This window comes from Flagellimonas flava (assembly GCF_050617915.1).
Classification (GTDB): domain Bacteria; phylum Bacteroidota; class Bacteroidia; order Flavobacteriales; family Flavobacteriaceae; genus Flagellimonas; species Flagellimonas flava_A.
Genome location: NZ_JBODQE010000001.1, coordinates 835,992 through 859,008 on the forward strand (window position 1 = coordinate 835,992; position 23,017 = coordinate 859,008).

A 23,017-nucleotide genomic window follows, 5' to 3' on the forward strand; every position below is an offset into this window, starting at 1 on the left:
AAATCCACAAATCAAACTATATTTAATCCAATTAAACATCGACTTTTGAGCTCAACCAAAATCAAACTTAATAGAGACCTCTGGTTAGGCCTAGTAATTCTTGTCCTTTCTCTCCTAAACCTTATCTCAGTATTTTCTCAGAAAGTAGATCTTTCCATAATAGTATCGTTTATAGGAGTGGTCGGCTTCTTGTTACAAATAAATCAGAGAGGTGTTTATAAATTCTTTTACATTATCTGGGTTGTAGCCCAAATCCCATTGATCTCGATTATTGAACCACTTAACGGTACTGCTCAACAGGTCGATGTTTTAAATCTATCTCAGGTATTTTATTTTGACCTTAAATTTAGCATTTCGTTGAATACCAAAACTTTTTCTATCGGTGTCAACCTTCTAGCCTTGGTATACCTCGTATTACTTAGACAAAAGTTTGGTAAGGAATTCGTGAATGAAGAGGTAACAATAATTCCAAACTCACCCAATTCAAAAATTTCGGAATTCTCCCCTTTAAAGGCGGAAATATTCAAATATGAAAAAGATTGGTACACATGCTATTTAAAATCATGTCTAAAGATTGATCAAAGTGAATTTGATTTGATTCGATTTAAACCAAAAAAGGGAGGATTTTTCAAACCAAAAAAAGAACGTCAATTGTGTTCAATAAAATTGGCATCCACCGTCCATGGCCATGAAGAATCGGATACCGGATTTGTGAAGTAATTGTTCTAATTCACCAAATAGTACCGTTCTCTATCTTCTGCTTAAGATTTCAATATCAAATCCTTCTATCTAAGTTTACCTCATAACAGACGGACGGAAGTATCCAACAACCAAAATATTCCTTATTTTGTATTCGTGAACCAAAGCCTACAACACCTGCCCGAATCCAAACAAGAGGAACTACAACTGTTGACCCAACTGCTCTCTAGTTTTAAAGAAGTGGAAATGGTGATTCTCTTTGGCAGTTACGCCCGTGGAAACTGGGTAGAACATGAATATATTGAAAAAGGCACCCGTTACACCTACCTTAGCGATTATGACATCCTAGTAGTGCTTACCCATGAGGATATGCGACAAAAATTTAGGATAGAGGGCAAGGCAAACACCGAACTTAGGGACACCAAAAAGATAAAAACCGCCATAAACCTAATTTTCCATAGTATAAAGCACCTGAACAAGGCACTTAGCATGGGCAATTACTTTTTTAAGGACATTAAAAAGGAAGGGGTGCTACTATACGATTCCGAAAAGTTTAAACTGGCGACACCCAAAAGACTCACACCTGGGCAATACCAACAGAAAGCCCAAGAGTATTTTGATCAATGGTATACTTCCGCTAATGAGTTTTTAGAGTTTTATGAAATGGCTTACGCTAAAAACTATTTACACAAAGCCGCTTTTGAACTTCATCAAACAACAGAGAGATTTTATACTGCAATTCTCTTAGTCTTTACGGATTATCGCCCCAAAGATCACAATCTGGAAACCTTGGGCATAAAAGTGGAAATGTGCGATAAACGCTTTGCTGTTTTTCCAAGGTCCACCAAAGAGGAAGAACGCCTGTTTGAGCTCCTTAAAAAAGCCTATATAGACGCTCGCTACAAAATGGACGAGTATGCCATTACCAAAACCGAACTGGATTATCTGGCGGAAAAAGTGCAACTGCTAAAGCAGTTGATGGAAGAGATTTGTGGGGAGAAAATCAGGGAAATTGGGGAGGGATGAATCCTTTCCAACTTGCCTAAAATTAAGAATCGATAAGGTTTTAAAATGGACACTTTAGCCATTATCTTTTTATTTTTCATAATACCAGGAACTTTATTCTATTTCAGTGTATTATGGCTATATGAGTGGAAGCATTTTAGAAGATTTTTAGTTTTAAACATCCTGCTAACAGTAGGTTATACTCTTTATCTGATTTATGGTGACCCTCGTTTTATTGGTCATGACGAGTATGGGCTTCAAAGAATGGCTTATCTTATTATTGCGCCTGTAGCCCACATCTATATCAACTTTTTTATCGCTTTGAGGATTAAATGTAAGCATCTGTAGGTTCGAAATTTAAACAATTTTGGTGTATATTTACACCATTCTAAGTGACGAATTATGCCCAGACAGAGTATTTCGCTTACCCGACCCAATGACGACTGGCTAAAATCCCAGGTTGACAGTGAGGAATATGCAAGTAAGAGCGAAGTTGTGAATGACCTTATTCGACGAGCCCGGGAAAATCAAAAGGAGATAGCATATATCCGTGCCAAGCTGGAACGGGCAGAACAAGACATGGCTATGAATGGTCCTGTAACTTTAACCCCGGAAGAAATTTTAGAAGAAGCTAAGAAAAGGCTCAGGAATGACCCATTGTAGAATCAAAAATGCTGAGAAAAGAAGTTTGCGACCTCAATATGTCATAGTCCAATGAATGATGTAATCATTGTAATTCTGGTTTTGGGACTATACTTTTCGCCAGTTTTTTATCAACTAGTCATTGTTCTCCAAGAAAGGAAAAAAGGCAATCTTAAACCATTGAGGAGACTCAAAAAAGTGCTGAAAATAAGCTCTTTAATCCTAGCGCCACTATCCATAGCCTTCATATTACTTATTCGAGTCAATTATTTGGATTATGAAAGACCTATACCTTTTGAACGAATTGACGAGATAACATTTGAGAATTTTAGAGGGTTAGAGTTCTTCAAGAAATCCCTATACGGGAATGAACGATTTGCATACATAGTCACTACCATCGAGACAGAATTCGAAAAAGATTCATTAACAATCCAAGCATATTTTCACCCTTCAAAATCGTTTGTTTACAAAACCAATGCCCATAGCCCCGATCTTCTTTCCCATGAGTTGTATCATTTTAGGATTACCGAAATATTTGCCCGCACAGCAAGACAGCGAATTACCAACCTCAAGAATCCGAGTAAAAAGGAAATTGAACTTATTGTAAACAATACTTGGCTAGAGGAACGGGAGTATCAACAAAAGTATGATTATGATACTTTTCATAGCTATGTCTACGGCGAGCAAAAAAAATACGAAAACACCATAGATAGTTTGTTACATTTACTGGAAAAATTTGAAGACCCTAAAGTTAAACTGAATGAATAAATCGTATTGGGTGTTCCTATGCACCCTGTTAATTACTTGTTTATCTTGTAAAACCGAAAAGCACGAATTTCCACTTGACAAAAGGTATTGGAACGTTGAAGACTACAAAACAGTAGTTTTGGAATTGAACTATGGATATGAAGATGATGAGCAACTACCTTCCTTTGCTAATCCAGAAACCAGACTTATTGTCGAAAAATTAACTGACCACAAGAACTATGAGGTCGTATTAAATGATGAAGAATTAGGGCTTAAATACAGAAATAATCTTTCTACTGCCTTTTTTAAAGAGTGGAAAGACATGCAAGATATATATCAGGCAAGAAATGTCCAAGATAAATATGTATACGAAATTGAAATGCTGAAAGTTTGGCACTTCGGTCTTGGCCTTCAGCTAAGATACTTCAAACTTGGGAATGAAGATATTTTGGCAAGTTCTGATGACCCAAATGCTTCTAGGGTGGTATTCCAGGTCAACTCAAACATTGATACTTTAATTGACAATTTCAATATTTACTTAGATGAGATAAACCATGAAAATGCCTTCTCAGATGATGGAAAAAAATTACTGGCTCAAGGAATTGACACATATTTTGTAGGGTTGGTGGAACTTTATCCTCAAGCGAATTATCAGAATTTGGAACGAAAAATAGATTTGTTGGAGAAGAAGAGTTCATCAGAGCACATAAAAAACTCTTTGAAGAACCTCAGAACAGTTATTCTATCCAAGAAAAGCAAGCCAAATCAAGGATAAAATAATGAAAAACAAAAACAGCGTATTTATTGGTGCAAGTTTGGATGGCTTTATCGCCGACAAAAATGGTGGATTGGAATGGTTGGATATGATTCCAAATCCCAATGGCGAAAGTTTGGGCTATTTCGAATTCACCGAAGATATTGATGCCCTGGTTATGGGGCGTACCACCTTTGAAACAGTTCTTGGATTTGATGTCGAATGGCCCTACTCCAAACCTGTTTTTGTATTGAGCAATACCTTAGATACCATCCCGAAGAGTCACGAAGGGAAGGCATTTTTAGTAAAGGGCCCATTGACTGAAGTGTTGGAAAACATCCATCAAAAAAGGTATCATCGGCTTTACATTGATGGTGGGACAACCATCCAAAATTTCTTAAAGGAAGACTTGATCGATGAGATGATTATCACTACAATTCCCATTTTACTGGGTGGAGGTTATTCCCTATTTGCGGAACTTCCCAAAACCTTGGAATTTGAGCTGGTGGAGTCCAAAGTTTACCTGAACCAGTTGACCAGTCGCCATTATGTGCGTAAACGGATTGATTGAAATCCAACTTAGTAAGGAACTAATTCAAAGCACAAGGTTTAGACCAACACCGTAATTTGGGCAACATTCCCTGTTGTTGTTTTACTATCTTTAACCTATCTCCCATTATTTTAAGGGTTTAAACCTCTTAGCAATTTGTGAAATGCGGATCAAAACAACAACATCGGTTCTTGTCCTATTGGCGCTGACCATTGGACTAACATCATCATTTGTATCAAATCAGAAAGACCCTTCTTCGATCCCTGATCAAATTCAGGAATCCCTTTCTTTTCATACAGATGGTTTGTTCAATGCAGAACTCTTTGATTACATATTTAGGGGGGAGTTTGAGAGTGTAAAAATCATGCGTACCGACACCCAATTTCTAATGATTTTTGAGCAATACCTCCGAACTTTTGGTAAGCAGTGCCCAAGTTCCTTGCCATCCAACAAAGTGGAAATCATGAATTGGGTCTGTGCTACGGAACAGGTGACCACCAACGGGTACGGGATTGAAACGGATAGGACTTGCATTGAATGGACCACGGTTGGCTCTGGACTCTATGCCAGACCAGATCTGTACAAAGCCAAACTAAGCCTTGAGAGTCTGATGAGCAAAGATGTGTTTAGGAATGCAATTGCCATGGCAGCCGACCCCAACGCCATCGGTAATTCTGTGGATATGATCCATAAGGCCAACGGGTTGCGCAACGACATGGCACAACTATTCAGTTTAAACCAGTGCAACAACCCTGGGGTACGGCGATTTGAGGAAAACCTTAAAAGGTTTGCTTCGAGCCAAGAGCCCATAAGAATGAAAGGTACTAGCAAGTACACCACCATGAAAGTTTCAGGCGGCCCAACAGGACCACAGAATTTATCCCGACTGGTAGATGATCTTGTGGCGAATCATTCACAGACTTGGGCTTTTAATAGATATGTGCCGGGAAGTATTTCAGGTTTGGAAGTGTATTCCAAAGACAATCAAGGAAGACCAAAGAACTTAAAGGCCAACTATCGTTATAAGGGGTTCGCAGGAAGCAGTGCAGGTTGGGTACAGGTAAGCTTTGAAAATGGATTGCCCAAGTGCATCTATTTCTTCGACTTTCCACAAAACTGCAAAAACCCAAACAGCAGTATTGTGGCATCTTACGCCCAAGGTAAGTACAAAAATTGAATGGTGGGTGGAGAACTGTTCATCCGCCAATGGACGATTTCAGGGATTTTCATCAGAATATGCGTCTGATTTTAAGCGAAAGGATGCAATTCCAATTTTAACGAGCACAAGGTTAACCACCATATGCGATAGAACAGCCATAAATGCCACATCGGCATCGCAAACATTCCAAAGCACAGTTAATGAACCAGCATAAAACAAAGGGTAAGTAACCAGCACGAAGCCCAATCTAAAGGTTGCCATAAATTCGGGTTCCGGTACCTTGGGCTTCAACCCGATCCGCCATAAAAGGACCAAAGGCAGGTTCCACAAAAGAAATAGCAATCTCAAAGTTTTGGGAACCAAGTTCCTTTTCTTAGACATCAGCTGTGGAAAAACCCCTTTGGCTATTGTTGCATTGGTTTCCTCTGGATTCAGGTAGCATTCACCTTCCTTCCCCATTTTCTGTATGATTTCATCATATTCCGCTTTTGGGAAATGGGTGGTCAACCGTGTAAGGTTTTCAAAAATCTTTTGCTTTAAATCCAAAGAATCCTTGTACTGCTGCACGGAAATAGGCTCCCCAAAGCAGAGTATTGCCGAATCCCCAACTTGGGTGGGATATGCATAGTTTTGACCGACAGGCACCAATTGTAACTCCAAATTGGGATCTTTTTCCAATGCATTTTCGATGATTCTCGTAAAACCTTTGCTCAATGGTCTTACCCTGCGTTGAAGGCTGTGGTTGGCCTCGGGGAATAATACCATTGATGCATTTGACAGCAGCAATTCCCCACATTGGTCAAAAATTGCCATGTTCTTATGCAAATTCGATTTTCCATCCCTAATCCGATAAATGGGAAGCATCTGTAAAAACCGAAAAAGGGATTTTAAAAACTTTCCCCTAAAGACATCGGCACGAGTGATAAACCAAGGGCTTTTTTTAACGCTGGTTGCAATCAACAGCACATCCATCAGGGCATTTTGATGGTTGGAAAGAAACAAAACCGGTTTGTCCAAGGGAACATGCTCCATACCCACCACCTTGATTTTCTTATAGTAGCAAAATAATGCCAGTTTAACCCAGAGTCTTAAAAAATAATAGCCCAATTGCTTCAAACCAATTCCTCTTTTTCCACAGGTCTTCCGCCCCATATTAGGCCCATGGCCAGACCAGAAACCAAATGCCAAATGCCCCAAAAAGCAGTGAGCAAAGCCATTCCTCCCAAGCCATCAAAAAAGGTGAAAATCAGCAACAATCCCAATCCCGAATTCTGGATACCCGTTTCAATGGTAAGACATCTAACGTTTTCTGGGGAGAATCGCATCAGTTTGGCAACTGAAAATCCAGTGAGCAAGGCCACTAGATTATGGATTACCACAAGCCAAAAAACGTAGAACACGTATTCCATGAAAATATCCCTGTTTTTGAACAGTGCCACAAAGACGAGAAATACGAAGAAGAGTAGTGATCCAATCTTAAATCCTTTGGCCAGTTTTTGGGCTATCTTGGGTCGATAATGGTGTACCAACATTCCTAGAACCAACGGTATACCCAACAAAAGAGCTACCAGTTTAACCATTTCCAATGGGGATATGGAAACCTGCTGTAAAATGGATGCTGTTGGAGCATACAGACCTCCCCAAAAACTAAGATTAAATGGGGTCATAAATATGGCCAGCAGGGTTGCAATGGCCGTTAAGGTAACGGATAAGGCCGCATTCCCTTTTGATAAATGGGTAAAGAAATTGGAAACATTCCCCCCGGGGCAAGCCGCCACCATAAACATGCCCAATGCGATGCTGGGCAAGGGCTCCGTAATCCATACCAAAACAAAGGTTATGATCGGAAGCAATAAAAATTGGCTCGCTACCCCTGTTAAAACCAACTTAGGGGTTCTTAGAAGTCGTTTGAAGTCATTTATGGAAATTTCCAGAGCTATACCAAACATGACCAAGGCAAGGGCCACATTAAGTGTCCAAAGGGCTTCTTCGTCAAAGTTGATGTGAACGTTATCTATAAGTTGCTCCAAGAACGTCAGTGTTTGTCATACAATATACAGGATTCTTTCAATTGTGGATAAAGTCCACTAAATTCATGGTTTAAAACGAAACAAACCATGGCAAGAACTCCAAGTAATATGTTGGCCTTGGGAACCAAGGCCCCCGATTTTAGTTTGGTGGATACGGTCACGGACGCCCAAAAATCTTTGAACGAAGTAAAAGGTGAAAAGGGTACGGTAATCATGTTCATCTGCAATCACTGCCCTTTTGTGGTGCATGTGAATCCTGAAATTTCCCAATTGGGCAGGGAATACCAATCCAAAGGAATTGGGTTTGTTGCCATTTCCAGTAATGATGTGATCAATTATCCCGACGATGCGCCCCATTTGATGAAACAAAAAGCTGCCGAAGAAGGCTATACGTTCCCCTATCTATATGATGAAACCCAAGAAGTGGCCAAAGCCTATGATGCGGCCTGTACCCCAGATTTTTATCTCTTTGATGCAAATTTAGACCTTGTGTACCGAGGACAATTGGATGATTCAAGACCTGGTAATGGACTACCGCTTACCGGGACCGATTTGCGTAATGCTATGGATGCCCTGCTGGCAGGTACAGCCATCGATAGTGAGCAAAAACCCAGTATTGGTTGTAATATAAAATGGAAATAAAACAAAAAGATTCCCAATTTGCACCACCGCTAAAACTGTTGGTGGCACGCGGTCGTGGGAATGACAACTATGAAAATCAATCCAACAGAAGCACTCCAAAAATTGGCCAAGCATGATGGGCCTTTCAAGACCCTTTTTAATCACGGAACCTTGGAGGTTGAAATCTACAAGCCCGAAAAAGTGGATCTGCAACAACCCCATACAAGGGATGAAGTATATGTTGTGATTTCCGGGACAGGGGAATTTCTGAATGGCGAAGTACGAACAACTTTTGGCCCAGGGGATTTTCTTTTTGTTCCTGCAGGGGTAGTGCATAGATTTGAAAATTTTACAGACGATTTCTCAACCTGGGTGCTGTTTTATGGCCCTGAAGGTGGTGAGCAACCATAAACCAAATATGACAGTCCATTTAGAACCCCTTACCCAAGAAACACTTGCTGAGTATATCAGCATTGGCAAACAGTCGTATCACGAGCACTATTTGCACTTATGGGAGAACAGGGATCCCACTCCTTATATCAGTAGAAGTTTCACCGAGGAAGTAGTGTCGGCCGATTTCAAAAACCCCAACCTAAAGCACTTCTTGGTCAAATTGGAAGATAAAACTGCAGGTATTGTAAAATTGGTGATGGACAGTCCGTTGGATGAACATGCTTCCGCTGTATCCCTGTTAGCCCAAAAAATCTATTTGCTGCAAGCTTATTCAGGGAAAGGATTGGGCAAGAAAGTGCTACTGCTCATTGAACAATATGCCAAAAAGCATGGTAAAAAAATCCTGTGGTTGGACACCATGCAAAAAGGCGGGCCCATCAAATTTTACCTGAAGCAAGGATTCCAGATTAAGAAAGAGAGCGAGCTTAAAATACCAGGGGCCATTCCTGCAGAAAAACCCATGTGGGTACTTACCAAGCAGCTCTGATTACCAACCTTCCCGTTTGATCAAGTTTTCAATATGGGCAAAATGATGGCTTCCATGCCAAGCATAACGGCCAATATTCTCATCCAGGGTGGTTTCTTCGTTCCCATCGGGATGGGTGAATTTTCGCTCTAATTGTTCCTTGGAAAGACCCTTGAGCAAATACACCAATTTGGCGTGCACTGCCTTCAAATGATCTAAGGACATCTGGATAGGAGCGGTTTTGGCATCAAAAAGTTTGGACCATTCCTTTTCAAAATAAGGTTTAATTACTGGGTTATCCTCTGTTAATGCCCATTTAAATCGGATATAACTGTGGTGATGGCTATCAGAAATATGGTGAACCAGTTGCCTAACCGTCCAACCTTCAGGTCTATACGGTGTTTCCAATTGTTCTTCAGAAAGGGGAGTCACCATGGCTTCCAACCTAGCGGGTAAATGTTCCAGAATGGAAATCCATTCCTCTCTTTGCTCTTGAGTAATTGTTTCCGGAATATGATAAGTTCCAATGGGGTAACGCAGTTGTTCAAGTGTTTCTTTTTCCATAGCCTAAAAATAGCAACTTTGACAGGGAGTCCATCAAAAAAAATGAATCAAAATTGAGTTGAAACCCAAAACTTTAATACACTTTTAACTTGGATAAGCAGCTAGGGAAAAACTATGCCTTAACTTTATGGTTCACCAATTTTCAATCAATAAAAAACAGAATACATGGCAACTTTACGTTTGGGCGATACCGCCCCAGATTTTACAGCTGAAACTTCTCAGGGAACGCTGAACTTTTATGAATACTTGGGAGACGGTTGGGGAATTCTATTTTCACATCCGGCAGATTTTACACCTGTGTGCACCACGGAATTGGGCACCGCAGCCAAATTCAAACAGGAATTTGAAAAACGCAATGTAAAAATGATGGCATTGAGCGTTGATGGAGCTGCATCCCATGCCGAATGGATCAAGGACATCAATGAGACCCAAAACACCGTGGTGAACTTTCCCATTGTGGCGGACGAGGATCGAAAGGTATCTGATTTATACGATATGATCCATCCGAATGCCGATGATACCTTAACGGTACGATCGGTATTTATTATTGGACCGGACAAAAAGGTAAAATTAACCTTGACATATCCTGCTTCCACCGGACGTAATTTTTACGAACTTCTTCGAGTAATTGACTCCCTGCAGTTAACCGCTTATCATAAAGTGGCCACCCCTGCCAATTGGGAAAGTGGGGAGAAAGTGGTTGTAAGTCCAGCAATTCCAACGGGCGAAGCTCGAGAAATTTTCACCAAGGGTGTGGAAGAGGTAAAACCTTATTTAAGATTGACGCCAGATCCGACAGTATAGCAGCAAAAAAAACCTCCCATTGGGAGGTTTTTTTTTTAATTCATGTTTTTTTATTTCCGAAGTTCCGGGATTACAGTATATATGTAGTCCCCGTGAACACCCGTAAAATATTTATTAGCCATTTCTTGCATTTTCTTTTTCCCTTCATCATCAGACCAATGCTCAGCGAACAGTTCATTGTTTCTGGTAAACATATTGTCTAAATCCTGCATGGAATCCACATAAAAGGCTTCAGCAAACTCCCTTCTGTCCGACCCCCAAAAATGAGCGTTGGGGTAGTAACCCTTAATTAGCTCGTTTTTATGGAAAACGTTTTCAACATACTCTTTAAAACTGGCCATAAATTCTTCTTGAGACCCATCTTTTGGAAATTTAAACTGACTTCTTCGTACAAGGAGAATATTGGAAGTGGTGTCCGTAGCAGCCCTAAGCTTAGCATGTGGCATTGTAGCATAGATTTCGTCAGAATGGAAGTCTGAGTAATATTCATTTCTCTTGTCAAAGTAGGCGTCCCTAGCTTCTTCATCAGGCCAAGCCTCTTTAATAAGTTCACTATTTCTATCTGCCGCCTTATCTATTGCGTCCCAAGAATCGTATACACTAACCAATATTAACTCCCTGTTGTCCGGAGTATAGCGGTGGGTATATACCCCTGTTCCCATGATATGTTCATTCTTCATGGTAACCTTGTCAAAAAACTCTTTTTCCACGTCTTTCCATGTATTCATATCAAAATTGTCGTAATCCATGTTCCAATGCAGAGTAGTAACAGTAATGTACTTTGGAACTTTTTCTTCTTCTCCTTGAGCAAATCCATAGGAGGTAAACAATAAAGCTGTAATTGTTAACAGCAGAAAACGGTTGGTAGCTTTCATCATTAAGATTGTTTTAATTAATATTAATTGTTGTTTGACTCCAAATAACAGGTGGGGAAACAATCTCCTCATAAAAGCGGGGAACTGGAGTAACCTTGGGAGGGAGTATAGTAATATAGTGTTTTTTATTTAAATACTTAATGACCAAGTACTTATGAAAAGAAAACTGATACCTTTCCCGTAGTTTTATGTTGATTCCAGCAATGGATATTTCTTACACAAACGCTCTGATCAATGTTTTTCTGAGACCCCTGATGTTCAAATAAATTACATTACAGGTCTTTTCCAATAAATAAAGCGTACCTTCGGCGCTCATTTAATTTTTTAACATTTAGTAATGAGTAAAGGAACAGTAAAATTCTTCAACGATTCTAAAGGCTATGGCTTTATCACTGAAGATGGTTCAAACACAGATCACTTTGTACACGTTTCAGGTTTAATCGATGAAATTAGAGAAGGTGACGTTGTAGAATTTGAACTACAACAAGGTAAAAAAGGATTGAACGCCGTAAATGTACAAGTTATAGATTAAGGTAACAGCACACTTTTTTATAGAACAAACCCGAGCCATTTTGCTCGGGTTTTTTTGTTTACAATTTTTTTTTGCGAATACGCAACCTCTCCTACTTTTTTAATCTTAAGACTAAACACGTATTGTTCCCCATAACCATTAAACAAAAAACTCTATGAATACCTTCTTTGCCATTCTCTCCATTTTATTGGCCATCAATTTGCTTTTATTACTGGTTAGTGTTAATAGTTCAAAAAAGTAGTACAATATAGTAGGGTATTTCTTCGTTCAATTGTTACTCAACTGAAACAAAACACGAACTGAATAGCTAAATCCATTAACTATGGGCACTTTTTTTACCGTATTGCTTTTGTTATTAGCGCTCAACTTCTGCTTATTGCTGGTGAGCGTGAATCGATCAAAATAAAAAAAGCTTCCTTTTGGAAGCTTTTCTTTTATCTGTTATATCGAAGTTGGATTACTTCACATTCATCAATTCCACATCAAAAATCAATGTTGCATCAGGAGGAATTACCCCTCCTGCGCCAGCACTTCCATAGGCCAAGTTGGAAGGAATCACAAAACGTGCCTTATCCCCTACTTTTAACAGCCCTATCCCTTCGTCCCAACCGGGAATTACCTGTCCTACGCCCAAAGTAAAATCTATGGGCTGATTTCTGCTATAGGAAGAATCAAAAACCTGTCCGTTGGTAAGACTGCCTTCATAATGTACGGAAACCGTTTTTCCCTTTTCAGCTTTGGAACCACTTCCTTCCTGAATCATTTTGAAACGCAAGCCGCTGTCAGTTTTGTCAAAACCGGCAGCTAGTTTTTCCATTTCAGCTTCTGCTTTGGCCTTGGCTTCTGCAATTCGCTTTTCACGAGCACCCTCAAAAGTTCTGAACGCTTCAATAGCATTCCAGGATTCAGCCTCGGCTCCTACTCTAACAATCTCCAAACTGTCTATGGAATCCCCTTGGGCAATGGCATCAACAACTTCTTGTCCATGTTCCACATGTCCAAATACGGTATGTTTATTATCCAACCATGGCGTGGCAACATGGGTTATAAAAAATTGACTTCCATTGGTGCCAGGGCCGGCATTGGCCATAGAAAGTACACCAGGACCTTCGTGAGTAAGTTCTGGGTGGAACTCATCATCAAATTTGTATCCTGGGTCTCCTGTACCCGTTCCTTGTGGACAACCCCCTTGAATCATAAAGTCGGCAATTACCCTATGAAACTTTAATCCATTGTAGTAAGGATTTCCTTGAGGTTTGGCGCTGTTTTCCATATTTCCTTCGGCCAAGGCCACAAAGTTCCCTACAGTTCCGGGGGTTTTATCGTGGGTTAGTTTTACCAAAACCTCTCCTTTGGTAGTATTGAATTTTGCGTAGATTCCGTCTTGCATTGCTTTGGATATTAGATTATTCGATTGCTCGATTCTTCAAATTTAAGGCTGCAAAGGTAGGGGTTTTTGCCGGGTGCCACCTAATAACTGAACCAAACAAATCTTAAAGGAAATTTGAAACTTTAACTTGTCAAACCAAAGGAGTGCTAGCAATAGAACGCTTATTCAAATTTTACAAGGAAACAATTACAATAATATGTTAGTTTTGGTAGCTCTATTTATTAACTTAACCTCCAGCCTTACATGAGGAATATTTCTATTCTAGTTGCCTTACTATTAATTCTACAAAGCTGTCAGACTTACAAAACTGTAGGTGTCCAGGACATTAAAGAGGGAAAAAAGTACCGGATAACCCTGCATAATGGCCAGTTATTTGAAACCAAGTGTAGGGGTGTTGCAGATGAATCCATTGAACTACGAATCAATGGAAATCTCAAGGATCTACCTAAATCCGATATTGATAATGTGAAACAACGAAAGACCTCTCCTTTGGTTGTTATTGGGGGTGTGGCCGTGGCTGCTGTAGGCGTGTTTGCCTTGCTGAATAAAACGGACAAGGAATCCATCCTTGAAAAAACTTCAGGTAATTAATTGGGAGATTGGTATGCCAATTTTCTGCAATGCTACTTCTTTTTTAAGAGGAAGTTTGATTTACTTTGTTGAATGATCATCGATATTCTCAAAAAAGTAGACCTCACACCAGAAATCCAGCTAAGGGTGGATGAATTGTTTAAACAATTGGCACCTCATCTAACGCCCCTGAACTTAAAGCAGGTACTACGCGATGGGAATCAGGTTACCATTGTGCTTTGTAAGGAAAACAAACAAATCCTGGGTATGGCCTCACTTTGCGAATACCAAGCCGTTTCTGGAAAAAAAGGATGGATTGAGGACGTTGTGGTAGATGAAAATGCCAGAGGCAAGGGTATTGGACGAAAACTGATGGAAAAGCTCTTGGAAATTTCAAAGGACAGGGAAATTGCCGAAATACTTTTATTTACCGGACATCATCGTTTACCAGCCATGGCTCTTTACGAAAGCCTGGGTTTTAAACTACGGAAATCAGGCCTTTATTACATAAAGAACGTTTAGTCCTTCCCAACAAAAACACTGATTAAACAAATAATATCCTAGAAGTTAATTACCCTTTAATCTTTGTATTGGGAATTGTACCGTATTTGTCTATCAAATACACCAAACTGGCCATGGTGGCCGCCCCTAACTGTAGTTCCCGTTTGTTTACGTGCTCAAAGGTGTCATTTTCGGCATGGTGGTGGTCAAAATAGCGCTGAGAATCCGGTCTGAGTCCAGCCAACACCAAATCTTGATCCATAAGCGGACGGATATCCGCTCCGCTATAGCCTTTTACGAACATATGGATGAGATAGGGTTCAAAAAGTCCCTTCCACTGTTGAATGTGCTTTAAATTCTCATCGGAACAATTGAAGGAAAACCCTCGAGGAGTAAAGCCTCCCGAATCGCTTTCCAAGGCAAAAACATGTTTTTCGTTTTTATTTCGGGCCACCTCAGCGTATTTGTTCCCGCCCCTAAGTCCATTTTCCTCATTCATAAATAGGACCACACGAAGCGTCCGCTCAGGCTTATACCCTGTTTGCTTGAGCAACCTAAGTACCTCCATGCTCTGGACGCATCCCGCTCCATCGTCATGGGAACCATCTCCCAAATCCCAGGAATCCAGATGTCCGCCCACAATCATGATCTCATTGGGGTAAGTGGTTCCCCTAATCTCCCCAATAACATTATACGATTGCACATCATCAAACTGCTTGCAGTTTTGCTTGAAATAAAACTTGATATCCGGGTTCAACTTCAAAGTGGCACTTAATAACTCCGCACCATTGGTACTTATAGCCGCTGCAGGAATACGATTTGCCACTGGAACATCTCCATAGCTCATAGATCCTGTATGGGGGTAATCGTCCAATCTAAGGGTCATAGAGCGTACAATGACGCCTGCAGCACCAAATTTACCAGCCTCCGCCGCCCCGGCATAACGTTGATCCACACATCCAGAGTACGACTCAAAGGTGCTGATAAGGGTTGGTTCCATGGGTCTGTTGTAAAAAACAATCTTTCCCTCGATATTTTCACGGCCCAATTTTTCCAAATCCTCAATGCCCTTGACCTCCACAATATTTGCCTTGACACCTCCATCGGGGGTAGCAACGGAACCTCCCAGGGCACATATAGGCACATTGGTGGTAAGTCCAGGTTTGGTTTCTATAAATGCGAACTCAGGGGTTCCCCTAACCCATTTGGGCACCATTACTGGCTGTAACCATACCCTATCCAATCCCAAGGAATCCAATTGGGCCTTGGTGTAATCCACGGCTAGTTGGGCTTGCACAGAACCCGATAGTCGCCCACCTATTTGATTGGACAAATGATTAAGCCAATCATAGCCCTGACCCTCCGTGAGTGCCAAATCATAAATGGCCTTGAGCTGTTTCTCGTCTTCGGATTGTGAAAAAACAGTAGTGCTTGCACAAAATAAAATCAGGAGTAGGATTGTTCTCATTCGGTTTCTTTTTCCAATTCTTGTTTGAAGGTTTCTAAATTAGCTTTTATTTCGGCATCCAACTCAGGTTCCTGGATATCTTTATATTTTTTTAACGCTTCCAATAAAATCGAAGCCACTATTACTCTAGCCGCTCTTTTATTATCTGCTGGGATGATATACCAGGGCGCATGCTCCTTGGAGGTTTTGTTGAGAGCCTCTTCATAGCATTCCTGGTACGCATCCCACAATCTACGTTCCTTAAGATCGCCCGGGGAAAACTTCCAGTTTTTCTCCCGAAGTCGGATCCTGCGCAACAAACGTTGTCTTTGTTCTTCTTTTGACAGGTGCAGGAAAAATTTAAAAACCAAAGTACCGTTTTCGGAAATATGCCGCTCAAAATCGTTGATTTGGCGGTATCTATCCGCCCAAAAAGCTTGATCGATGTCCTCAACAGTGTCAATTCCGGGGATATTTTCCCCTAAAATATACCCTGGATGTACCTTGGTCACCAGTACATTTTCATAGTGGGTACGGTTGAAAACACTGAACTTACCTCTCGCCGGAAGCGCTATATAATGGCGCCATAAATAATCATGTTTCAGTTCCAAATCCGTAGGAACCTTAAAACTATGCACTTGAACACCCCGAACATTGAAATCTTTGAACACTTCCCTGATCAAGCTATCCTTGCCAGCGGTATCCATGCCCTGTAAACAGACCAAAACCCCATATTTTCCGTGGGCATACAGTTTATCCTGAAATTTCCCAAGTTCTTTCCGAATTTGCTCCAATTCCTTTTTAAGGGCCTTGTCCGAGCTATCAAAGGTCTCCAACGTAGCCTTTTGAGCCAGTTTAACGGGGCCTTGCACCCTATACTGGTCTAAATCCTTGTTTTCCATGGGAATGAATATAGTTTTTTTTGGTCAGTCCTTCAACCATCGCTTAAAATGCGCAACTCACCGATCCAAACTACATCTTATAGTTGAAGTTCGTGTTTTATCGATTTTTTTTACCGATGGCGGATTCTTCATCTAAATTCGTAGGAAACATAAGACGCACCGTCCCAAATCGAGCGTTATGAAAACAAGAAAGATTATCCTACTTATAGTCTTTATCTTAGGCGTTATCAGCCTTTTGATATTGTCTTCCTTTATCTCGCATAACGCATGCGAATACGCCAACTCAAATTTGGATTACATTAAGGACAAAACGCAGGCCGCCATTGTTGCGGACAATTTTGAGCAATCCAAGTACTTGGCTTACAAAGCGCTTAACAGTATTGAAAAAACACGCTCCAATTTTGTTGAATGTGGATGCGATGGTGCCATTGAAAGCCTGGAAGCAGCCCTTTTCTACCTAAAAGATGCTACCAAGGCCTCTTCCTTTTCTGCTTCTAAAGAATTATTGCACACCGCTCTGGAGAACATGGAAATTAGCGGTAAGGTCCTAAAAATCTTTGAGGAAGAATCTGTTAGCACCTATGGCAATGACGTTTTGCTTTTGAATACCACGGAGGCCCTAAAACAGCAAGGCGGTGTAGTTTTGAGCGATGCAAATCCCATAAAAAAACAGGTGCACAACTGCTTATTGGGTTTTGAATCCTCATTGGATAAGGTAGTTACCGGGGTTGAATGCAATGAAGCGTATCAGTTTATATCCAAAATTCATGAGGAAGCCAGTGAAACCTTGCTTAACACAGAGCTTTCCGAACACAAAAAACAATACCACCATCGGGTACAGACCATTACCATGGGCGCACTTCAGCGTTTAGGGGAATGTTCGGAACAATAAGATTATTTACTAGCAAAAAGTTTAACGTCCTCTTCTGAGATTTCCTTGCCTCCAAGGATAATCAAGCGCTCCACCACATTGCGCAATTCCCTCACATTTCCAGTCCAGTCATAACTCTTTAACAGCTCCATGGCCTTTTTAGAAAAGTCTTTGGCTGCAGTACCTTGTTCCGAGGCTATTTTTGAGGCAAAATGTTCCACCAAAATCGGGATGTCATCCCTTCTATCGTTCAAAGCGGGTACCTTGATCAGAATCACCGCCAGTCTATGGTACAAGTCTTCACGAAATTTCCCGTCTGCAATTTCCTTTTTAAGGTCTTTGTTGGTCGCTGCCAATACGCGCACATCTACCTTGATATCCTTATCTGTACCCACACGGGAAATCTTGTTTTCCTGAAGTGCCCTGAGCACTTTGGCCTGGGCGGAAAGACTCATATCGCCAATTTCATCAAGAAAAATGGTTCCCTTATTCGCTGCCTCAAATTTTCCGGCCCGATCCTTGACCGCAGAGGTAAAAGCACCTTTAACATGCCCAAAAAGTTCGCTTTCTATCAATTCTGATGGAATAGCAGCACAATTCACTTCTATAAATGGCGATGAAGATCTTGGACTTTTCTGATGCAACCAATGGGCCACCAGTTCTTTCCCTGTACCGTTGGGCCCGGTAATAAGTACCCTGGCATCTGTAGGGGCCACTTTTTCAATCATGTCCTTGATAACCCCTAATTCCTTGCTTTCCCCAATCATTTCATAATTCTTGGAGACTTTTTTCTTTAAAATTTTGTTTTCAACCACCAGTTCCTTGCGATCCAGTGCATTTCTAACCGTTGTAAGTAGGCGATTTAAATCTGGGGGTTTGGAAATGTAGTCAAACGCACCCATACGCATAGTGTTTACCGCAGTGTCCAAATCGCCATGGCCGGAGATCATGATAAACGGGATTTCCGGTTTTATTTTTCGTGCTGCCTCCAATACTTCCACGCCATCCATTTTTGGCATTTTGATATCGCAAAGGGCCAAATCAAAATCTTCTTTTTTGATGGCCTCCATGCCTTTTAGTCCATCCTCGGCTTCGTGAACCACATAGGAATCACTTTCTTCACTCAATATCTTTACCAACACCCTTCGGATGGCAGCTTCATCTTCTATTACCAATATTTTAGACATACACTTCTATTTAAAAGATTCCTATCTTGAAACCAGTCCGAATATAAAAATTTGCTTCATCATTCAACAAAAAAACATCACCCCTATCATCGTTCCTTAGTTTGCCTTCCTGTTCTATGGAGCGACCTGCCAAGGTGTAAAATCGCATATGCTTGGTCAATCGAAATTCGTAGCCCAACGCAAACACCAAAGAGGTAAGCGATATTTTGGATGCAATCTGATTATCAGGCAAAACAATATTGTCCTGGATATTTATAAAATAGCCATCCAAAAACAATGCCGTTTCCAAAGTGTGCTTTTTTCCCAAATAATGTTTAAACCCAGATTTGGGGATTCCCAGGGTAAAAGACCATTTAGGATGAAATTTTCGGTAGTAGCTTACCAAGGGCAAGGGTATGGGCAATCCAGTGGTACTATTGTACGAAAGTCCCAACACAATTCTATAAGGCTTGGCGGCCTTGGAATTTTCCTTCCAAAAGGTGGCCGTGGCATTCATAAAAAAGTCATCCGTCAAGGTACCATCAGTTAAATTGGAAGCAATCCGTGGGGTAAGTATGGTCACCAAGTTCCAGTTCTCATTCCATTTGGTGATGTAACCCAGATTAAGGTCAATCACATGGAATCGGTTTAAGTCACTCTTATCAAATCCAAAATCCTGCGAATAGCCAATGTCCAATTTATTGTATTCCAAACCCGTGATCAAATAGTCCTTTTTGGGGTTGATCTTGATGGGCACATTGAACAGGAATTTATAGCGCTGGGTCTTGATTCCCGTATCATTTTCAGGAATATTGAGGTATTCTATCCGAAGGACATCAGAACTCTGGCCCAAAACAAGGTTGGGCAATAACAATCCCAGACCAAAAATCAGTGTCCAGGTGTACTTTCGATATGTTGTACTTTTTATTATTCTTGAGGTTTTTGCTGCGGTACAATATGTACATCTCGTTGCGGGAACGGAATAGTAACGTTGTTTTCCTTGAATTTGGTATTGATGTTATACCGAATTGCACTTTTTATCCTGGGGCCGGCAAAACTATCATTGGTGAAAAAGTTGAGGGAGAACTGCAGTGCCGAGTCCCCAAAGTCATCAAACAGCACAAAGGGTTTGGGATTCTTAAGTACCATTTTCTGTTCTGCGGCCACCTGCTCCAAAATTTGGGTCACCAACTCCACATTACTACCATAAGCCACCCCAACACTTATTTTCTCCATGGTGGTCCTATGGTTCTGGGTGTAGTTAAAGACAATATCGCTAATGAATTTGTGGTTGGGAATTACCACAACTTTATCATCCCTTGTAATGGCTCTTGTGGTTCTCAATTTTATTTCGAAGACCTTACCCACCTTCCCGTCCACCTCAACAATGTCACCTACTTGTAGGGATTTATCCACTATGATCAATATGCCGCCAAGAATGTCTTGAAACAGTTCTTGGAGTGCAAGCCCCAAACCAACAAATAAGGCAGCGGAAGCGGTAATGAGCAAGGTGATGTCAATTCCCGCAGCGCTGAGGGTAATCAATACCACCACCAAATAGATAAAGTAGTTGGTAAATTTGAAGACACTGGTAAACTTTTGTTTGTCCTCGGTCTCCATTTTACGTGTCAATATGTACCTAATCCATCGTAAAAGAAATTTTGTGACCACAAAAGCTACTCCCAATAACAATAAAAGTCCAATAGTCAGGTGAATGGATTTATCCCCCTCTCCCAAATGGATTCCCATATTGAGGAACTCCTTTATAGATCCCCAGATATCTTCCTTAATAATTTCTTTTATCTCGTTGGTCTCTTCCTGCATTTCAATTTAATAACGTAACCATTTTACCAATTCCTTGTAGGTGGGCCTTTTGCCGTACATCAAAATCCCTACCCGATAAATTTTGGCCGCCAAGGAAACAATGGCCAAAAAAGTACCTATCAACAGTGCTATGGACAGTAAAAGTTGCCACAAAGGTACACCTCCTTCTCCAATACCCGCTGGAAGTCGCATCAACATCACAATGGGAGAGGTCAAAGGAAAAAGTGAAAAACCAACTGCTATAGGGCCATGAGGGTTGCTGAACACGGAAAAGAAACCTACATAAATGGCCAGCATAAGTGGTAAAATCACAGGAAAAACAAACTGCTGCGTATCGGTTTCATTGTCCACTGCAGCACCTATGGCCGCATAAATGGAACTGTAAATGAGATACCCCAAAACAAAATACAACAGAAATGAAGTGATCAAAAGTACCCATGGAATGTTCAGAATTTCCCTGGCATATAATATGGTGTCATTACTTAATGGAGTGGAAAATTGAGACATTCCACCCATGGCTCCAGGGGTGTTTTGTACCTCGGCCATCAAGGCCGTCATATCTATTCCCGAAATCAACACTACCATAAAAAGCAGTATTCCCGCAGAAATCAGCCAGATCACAAATTGGGTGATTCCAGCCAAGGAAGTACCGATAATCTTACCCAACATCAATTGGAACGGCTTTACAGACGATATGATCACCTCTATGATCCTGCTGGTTTTTTCCTCAATCACGCTTCGCATTACAAAGGTTCCATATATGATGATGAACATCATGATGGCATATCCAAATCCCCCGCCAATGAACGCTTTGATCTCGGTAATTCCCTTCACACTTTTTTCACCTTCAAAAGTGGCCAGATTTAACTCAAAGGACTTTTCTATTGTTGAAAATTGTTCTGCAGAAACCCCAAGGTTCCCCAAACGGTTTTGACGTAGTTTTTTCTGGAAAATCCCTTCCAACTGTTGTGTTATATGTGTATTGGGGTTATCCTTGGTGTATAGATGAGCCTGCTTGGAAGTTTGTTCCAAATTTTCCCCTTTGGGAAGATGCAAAAGTCCATATAGCCCCATGTTGTTGGTGGAATCCTTGGCCTTTTCCAGGGATATATCATAGAATTGCACAAAGGACATGTTTTCGGTGGTAGCAAATTCCCTGTGAAGAAAGTCACTTTCATTCAACACGGCCACTACCCGCTTCTCACTATCGTTTACTTCTGTGAGATAGGCAATCAACACGATCATGCCCACAATTAAAATTGGGCTTAAAATGGTCATCACAATAAAGGACTTGTTCCTTACCTTGGCCAGGTACTCCCGCTTAATGATCAACTGTAGTTTACTTGCCATTATCCCTCTTGTTTACAGTCTGAATAAATATATCATTGGCAGATGGTACGGTCTCCTCAAAGCGGTTTACCTTGGCTTGTTGTGCCAATTGGGCCAAAATCCCAGCGGTATTGCTGGATGGTAACTGCACGCTGAAATCCAACTGTTTTTCCGTTGGATCATAGTGGGAATCCAAAACTTGGAATTGATCTGTTATCATTTTGAGGAAGTCATCGGCATTCCGCTCAAGCTCCAGGCCAATGTTAAAAATATTGTTCTTATAGGATTTTTTGATATCCGACAACTTTCCATCCAGTATTTTTTCAGATTTATGTATCAAGGCGATGTACTCACAAAGCTCTTCCACAGATTCCATCCTGTGGGTTGAAAAGATGATGGAGGTGCCCTTTTCTTTAAGTTGAAGAATCTCGTCTTTGATAATATTGGCATTTATGGGATCAAAACCGCTGAAGGGTTCATCAAAAATCAAAAGTTTGGGCTCATGCAGAACGGTAACTATAAATTGTATTTTTTGGGCCATCCCTTTGGACAGTTCCTGAATTTTCTTGCCCCACCAATCGCCAATGTCCAGACGATCAAACCAATATTTAAGTCTTTTCTTGGCTTCGGTACGGGACAATCCCTTTAGTTGGGCCAAGTAGAGGGCCTGGTCTCCCACCTTCATACTTTTATATAATCCCCTTTCCTCGGGCAAATAACCTATTTGGGCAATGTGTTCGTGCGCCAGCGGCTTTCCCTTAAACAAAACCGAACCTGTATCTTGATAAGTAATCTGATTGACAATGCGAATAAAAGTAGTCTTGCCGGCGCCGTTTGGGCCCAACAGACCATATATACAATTTTCCGGAATTTCCAGTGTAATGTTGCTCAACGCTTGGTGGTCCCCATAAGACTTGGAGACGTCTTTGGCAACAAGGATGTGGTTCATTTATACGGTTTTTTCAAAGATATATAATTGGTCAAAAAGACCGGATTACCCCTAAAAACAAAACCCACCCTTAAAAAAATCTAAGGATGGGAAAAAAATTGCTATGAAAAAGAAAATTAGATGTCGGTTTCCCAACATCAGTTCCAAATATACGTTTTTTATTTAAA

At 40.9% G+C, this 23,017-nt stretch carries 27 protein-coding genes; 15 read left to right on the top strand and 12 right to left on the bottom strand.

Annotation, left to right across the window (positions count from 1 at the left end):
• Positions 1–45: 45 nt before the first annotated feature.
• The 7 genes from ACRHOZ_RS03755 (at position 46) to ACRHOZ_RS03785 (ending at position 5,574) form a co-directional block, all read left to right on the top strand.
• The gene (locus ACRHOZ_RS03755) at positions 46–720 is read left to right on the top strand and encodes a hypothetical protein (RefSeq protein WP_431122526.1); all 675 of its coding nucleotides are present in this window, start codon (positions 46–48) and stop codon (positions 718–720) included.
• Between the two features lie 135 nt (positions 721–855).
• Positions 856–1,725, top strand: coding sequence for a HEPN domain-containing protein (locus ACRHOZ_RS03760; RefSeq protein WP_431122528.1), 870 nt, complete (start codon positions 856–858; stop codon positions 1,723–1,725).
• A gap of 381 nt (positions 1,726–2,106) precedes the next feature.
• Positions 2,107–2,367 carry a ribbon-helix-helix domain-containing protein gene (locus ACRHOZ_RS03765; RefSeq protein WP_431122531.1) on the top strand — a complete coding sequence of 87 codons (261 nt, stop codon included), beginning with the start codon at positions 2,107–2,109 and terminating at the stop codon, positions 2,365–2,367.
• A 159-nt stretch (positions 2,368–2,526) separates the two neighbouring features.
• Positions 2,527–3,114, top strand: a complete 588-nt coding sequence (locus ACRHOZ_RS03770) for a hypothetical protein (protein ID WP_431122533.1) — start codon at positions 2,527–2,529, stop codon at positions 3,112–3,114.
• Between the two features lie 118 nt (positions 3,115–3,232).
• Complete coding sequence (locus ACRHOZ_RS03775; protein WP_431122535.1) at positions 3,233–3,868, top strand: hypothetical protein; 636 nt, start codon at positions 3,233–3,235, stop codon at positions 3,866–3,868.
• 4 nt (positions 3,869–3,872) lie between these two features.
• Positions 3,873–4,418 carry a dihydrofolate reductase family protein gene (locus tag ACRHOZ_RS03780; RefSeq protein WP_431122538.1) on the top strand — a complete coding sequence of 182 codons (546 nt, stop codon included), beginning with the start codon at positions 3,873–3,875 and terminating at the stop codon, positions 4,416–4,418.
• Positions 4,419–4,560: 142 nt separating this feature from the next.
• The gene (locus ACRHOZ_RS03785; protein ID WP_431122540.1) at positions 4,561–5,574 is read left to right on the top strand and encodes a hypothetical protein; all 1,014 of its coding nucleotides are present in this window, start codon (positions 4,561–4,563) and stop codon (positions 5,572–5,574) included.
• Between the two features lie 39 nt (positions 5,575–5,613).
• On the opposite strand, the gene ACRHOZ_RS03790 is transcribed toward ACRHOZ_RS03785, so the two are convergent.
• Positions 5,614–6,708 carry a lysophospholipid acyltransferase family protein gene (locus ACRHOZ_RS03790; protein ID WP_431122542.1) on the bottom strand — a complete coding sequence of 365 codons (1,095 nt, stop codon included), beginning with the start codon at positions 6,706–6,708 and terminating at the stop codon, positions 5,614–5,616.
• Positions 6,669–7,586 (bottom strand): bile acid:sodium symporter family protein, encoded by a 918-nt coding sequence (locus ACRHOZ_RS03795; protein ID WP_431122544.1) that lies wholly within the window; start codon positions 7,584–7,586, stop codon positions 6,669–6,671. The genes ACRHOZ_RS03790 and ACRHOZ_RS03795 overlap by 40 nt, the downstream gene beginning before the upstream one ends.
• 87 nt (positions 7,587–7,673) lie before the next feature.
• On the opposite strand from ACRHOZ_RS03795, the gene ACRHOZ_RS03800 reads away from it, so the two are divergent.
• The 3 genes from ACRHOZ_RS03800 (at position 7,674) to ACRHOZ_RS03810 (ending at position 9,147) form a co-directional block, all read left to right on the top strand.
• Complete coding sequence (locus tag ACRHOZ_RS03800; protein ID WP_431122546.1) at positions 7,674–8,228, top strand: thioredoxin family protein; 555 nt, start codon at positions 7,674–7,676, stop codon at positions 8,226–8,228.
• 69 nt (positions 8,229–8,297) lie between these two features.
• The gene (locus ACRHOZ_RS03805; RefSeq protein ID WP_431122548.1) at positions 8,298–8,618 is read left to right on the top strand and encodes a cupin domain-containing protein; all 321 of its coding nucleotides are present in this window, start codon (positions 8,298–8,300) and stop codon (positions 8,616–8,618) included.
• Positions 8,619–8,625: 7 nt separating this feature from the next.
• Positions 8,626–9,147, top strand: a complete 522-nt coding sequence (locus ACRHOZ_RS03810; RefSeq protein ID WP_431122550.1) for a GNAT family N-acetyltransferase — start codon at positions 8,626–8,628, stop codon at positions 9,145–9,147.
• Here ACRHOZ_RS03810 and ACRHOZ_RS03815 read toward each other — a convergent pair whose 3' ends face one another.
• The gene (locus tag ACRHOZ_RS03815) at positions 9,148–9,690 is read right to left on the bottom strand and encodes a YfiT family bacillithiol transferase (RefSeq protein WP_431122552.1); all 543 of its coding nucleotides are present in this window, start codon (positions 9,688–9,690) and stop codon (positions 9,148–9,150) included.
• 165 nt (positions 9,691–9,855) lie between these two features.
• On the opposite strand from ACRHOZ_RS03815, the gene ACRHOZ_RS03820 reads away from it, so the two are divergent.
• A complete protein-coding gene (locus ACRHOZ_RS03820; protein WP_431122554.1) occupies positions 9,856–10,494 on the top strand; it encodes a peroxiredoxin in 639 nt (212 codons plus the stop codon).
• Between the two features lie 50 nt (positions 10,495–10,544).
• Here ACRHOZ_RS03820 and ACRHOZ_RS03825 read toward each other — a convergent pair whose 3' ends face one another.
• The gene (locus ACRHOZ_RS03825) at positions 10,545–11,372 is read right to left on the bottom strand and encodes a hypothetical protein (protein ID WP_431122557.1); all 828 of its coding nucleotides are present in this window, start codon (positions 11,370–11,372) and stop codon (positions 10,545–10,547) included.
• A gap of 334 nt (positions 11,373–11,706) precedes the next feature.
• Here ACRHOZ_RS03825 and ACRHOZ_RS03830 point away from each other — a divergent pair, with 334 nt between their 5' ends.
• The gene (locus tag ACRHOZ_RS03830; RefSeq protein ID WP_420400402.1) at positions 11,707–11,901 is read left to right on the top strand and encodes a cold-shock protein; all 195 of its coding nucleotides are present in this window, start codon (positions 11,707–11,709) and stop codon (positions 11,899–11,901) included.
• A 457-nt stretch (positions 11,902–12,358) separates the two neighbouring features.
• On the opposite strand, the gene ACRHOZ_RS03835 is transcribed toward ACRHOZ_RS03830, so the two are convergent.
• Positions 12,359–13,291 (bottom strand): peptidylprolyl isomerase, encoded by a 933-nt coding sequence (locus ACRHOZ_RS03835; protein ID WP_431122559.1) that lies wholly within the window; start codon positions 13,289–13,291, stop codon positions 12,359–12,361.
• 243 nt (positions 13,292–13,534) lie between these two features.
• On the opposite strand from ACRHOZ_RS03835, the gene ACRHOZ_RS03840 reads away from it, so the two are divergent.
• Positions 13,535–13,882 (top strand): hypothetical protein, encoded by a 348-nt coding sequence (locus tag ACRHOZ_RS03840; protein ID WP_431122561.1) that lies wholly within the window; start codon positions 13,535–13,537, stop codon positions 13,880–13,882.
• Positions 13,883–13,954: 72 nt separating this feature from the next.
• Positions 13,955–14,383, top strand: a complete 429-nt coding sequence (locus tag ACRHOZ_RS03845; protein WP_431122565.1) for a GNAT family N-acetyltransferase — start codon at positions 13,955–13,957, stop codon at positions 14,381–14,383.
• 49 nt (positions 14,384–14,432) lie between these two features.
• Here ACRHOZ_RS03845 and ACRHOZ_RS03850 read toward each other — a convergent pair whose 3' ends face one another.
• Together ACRHOZ_RS03850 and ACRHOZ_RS03855 are read right to left on the bottom strand one after the other, a co-directional pair.
• Positions 14,433–15,830 carry a M20/M25/M40 family metallo-hydrolase gene (locus tag ACRHOZ_RS03850; protein ID WP_431122568.1) on the bottom strand — a complete coding sequence of 466 codons (1,398 nt, stop codon included), beginning with the start codon at positions 15,828–15,830 and terminating at the stop codon, positions 14,433–14,435.
• Positions 15,827–16,711, bottom strand: coding sequence for a PPK2 family polyphosphate kinase (locus tag ACRHOZ_RS03855; protein ID WP_431122571.1), 885 nt, complete (start codon positions 16,709–16,711; stop codon positions 15,827–15,829). Before ACRHOZ_RS03855 ends, ACRHOZ_RS03850 begins: the two co-directional genes overlap by 4 nt.
• A gap of 178 nt (positions 16,712–16,889) precedes the next feature.
• Here ACRHOZ_RS03855 and ACRHOZ_RS03860 point away from each other — a divergent pair, with 178 nt between their 5' ends.
• A complete protein-coding gene (locus ACRHOZ_RS03860) occupies positions 16,890–17,603 on the top strand; it encodes a hypothetical protein (RefSeq protein WP_431122574.1) in 714 nt (237 codons plus the stop codon).
• 2 nt (positions 17,604–17,605) lie between these two features.
• On the opposite strand, the gene ACRHOZ_RS03865 is transcribed toward ACRHOZ_RS03860, so the two are convergent.
• The 5 genes from ACRHOZ_RS03865 to ACRHOZ_RS03885 all read right to left on the bottom strand — a co-directional run bounded on the left by ACRHOZ_RS03865 (position 17,606) and on the right by ACRHOZ_RS03885 (position 22,850).
• Positions 17,606–18,769, bottom strand: coding sequence for a sigma-54-dependent transcriptional regulator (locus tag ACRHOZ_RS03865; RefSeq protein ID WP_431122576.1), 1,164 nt, complete (start codon positions 18,767–18,769; stop codon positions 17,606–17,608).
• Positions 18,770–18,779: 10 nt separating this feature from the next.
• Positions 18,780–19,601, bottom strand: a complete 822-nt coding sequence (locus ACRHOZ_RS03870) for a DUF6268 family outer membrane beta-barrel protein (protein WP_420400411.1) — start codon at positions 19,599–19,601, stop codon at positions 18,780–18,782.
• A 74-nt stretch (positions 19,602–19,675) separates the two neighbouring features.
• On the bottom strand, positions 19,676–20,572 hold the full coding sequence (locus ACRHOZ_RS03875) for a mechanosensitive ion channel family protein (protein ID WP_431122579.1): 897 nt from the start codon (positions 20,570–20,572) through the stop codon (positions 19,676–19,678).
• A gap of 6 nt (positions 20,573–20,578) precedes the next feature.
• Positions 20,579–21,922 (bottom strand): ABC transporter permease, encoded by a 1,344-nt coding sequence (locus ACRHOZ_RS03880; RefSeq protein ID WP_431122582.1) that lies wholly within the window; start codon positions 21,920–21,922, stop codon positions 20,579–20,581.
• Complete coding sequence (locus ACRHOZ_RS03885; RefSeq protein ID WP_431122584.1) at positions 21,912–22,850, bottom strand: ABC transporter ATP-binding protein; 939 nt, start codon at positions 22,848–22,850, stop codon at positions 21,912–21,914. The genes ACRHOZ_RS03880 and ACRHOZ_RS03885 overlap by 11 nt, the downstream gene beginning before the upstream one ends.
• Positions 22,851–23,017 lie beyond the last annotated feature (167 nt).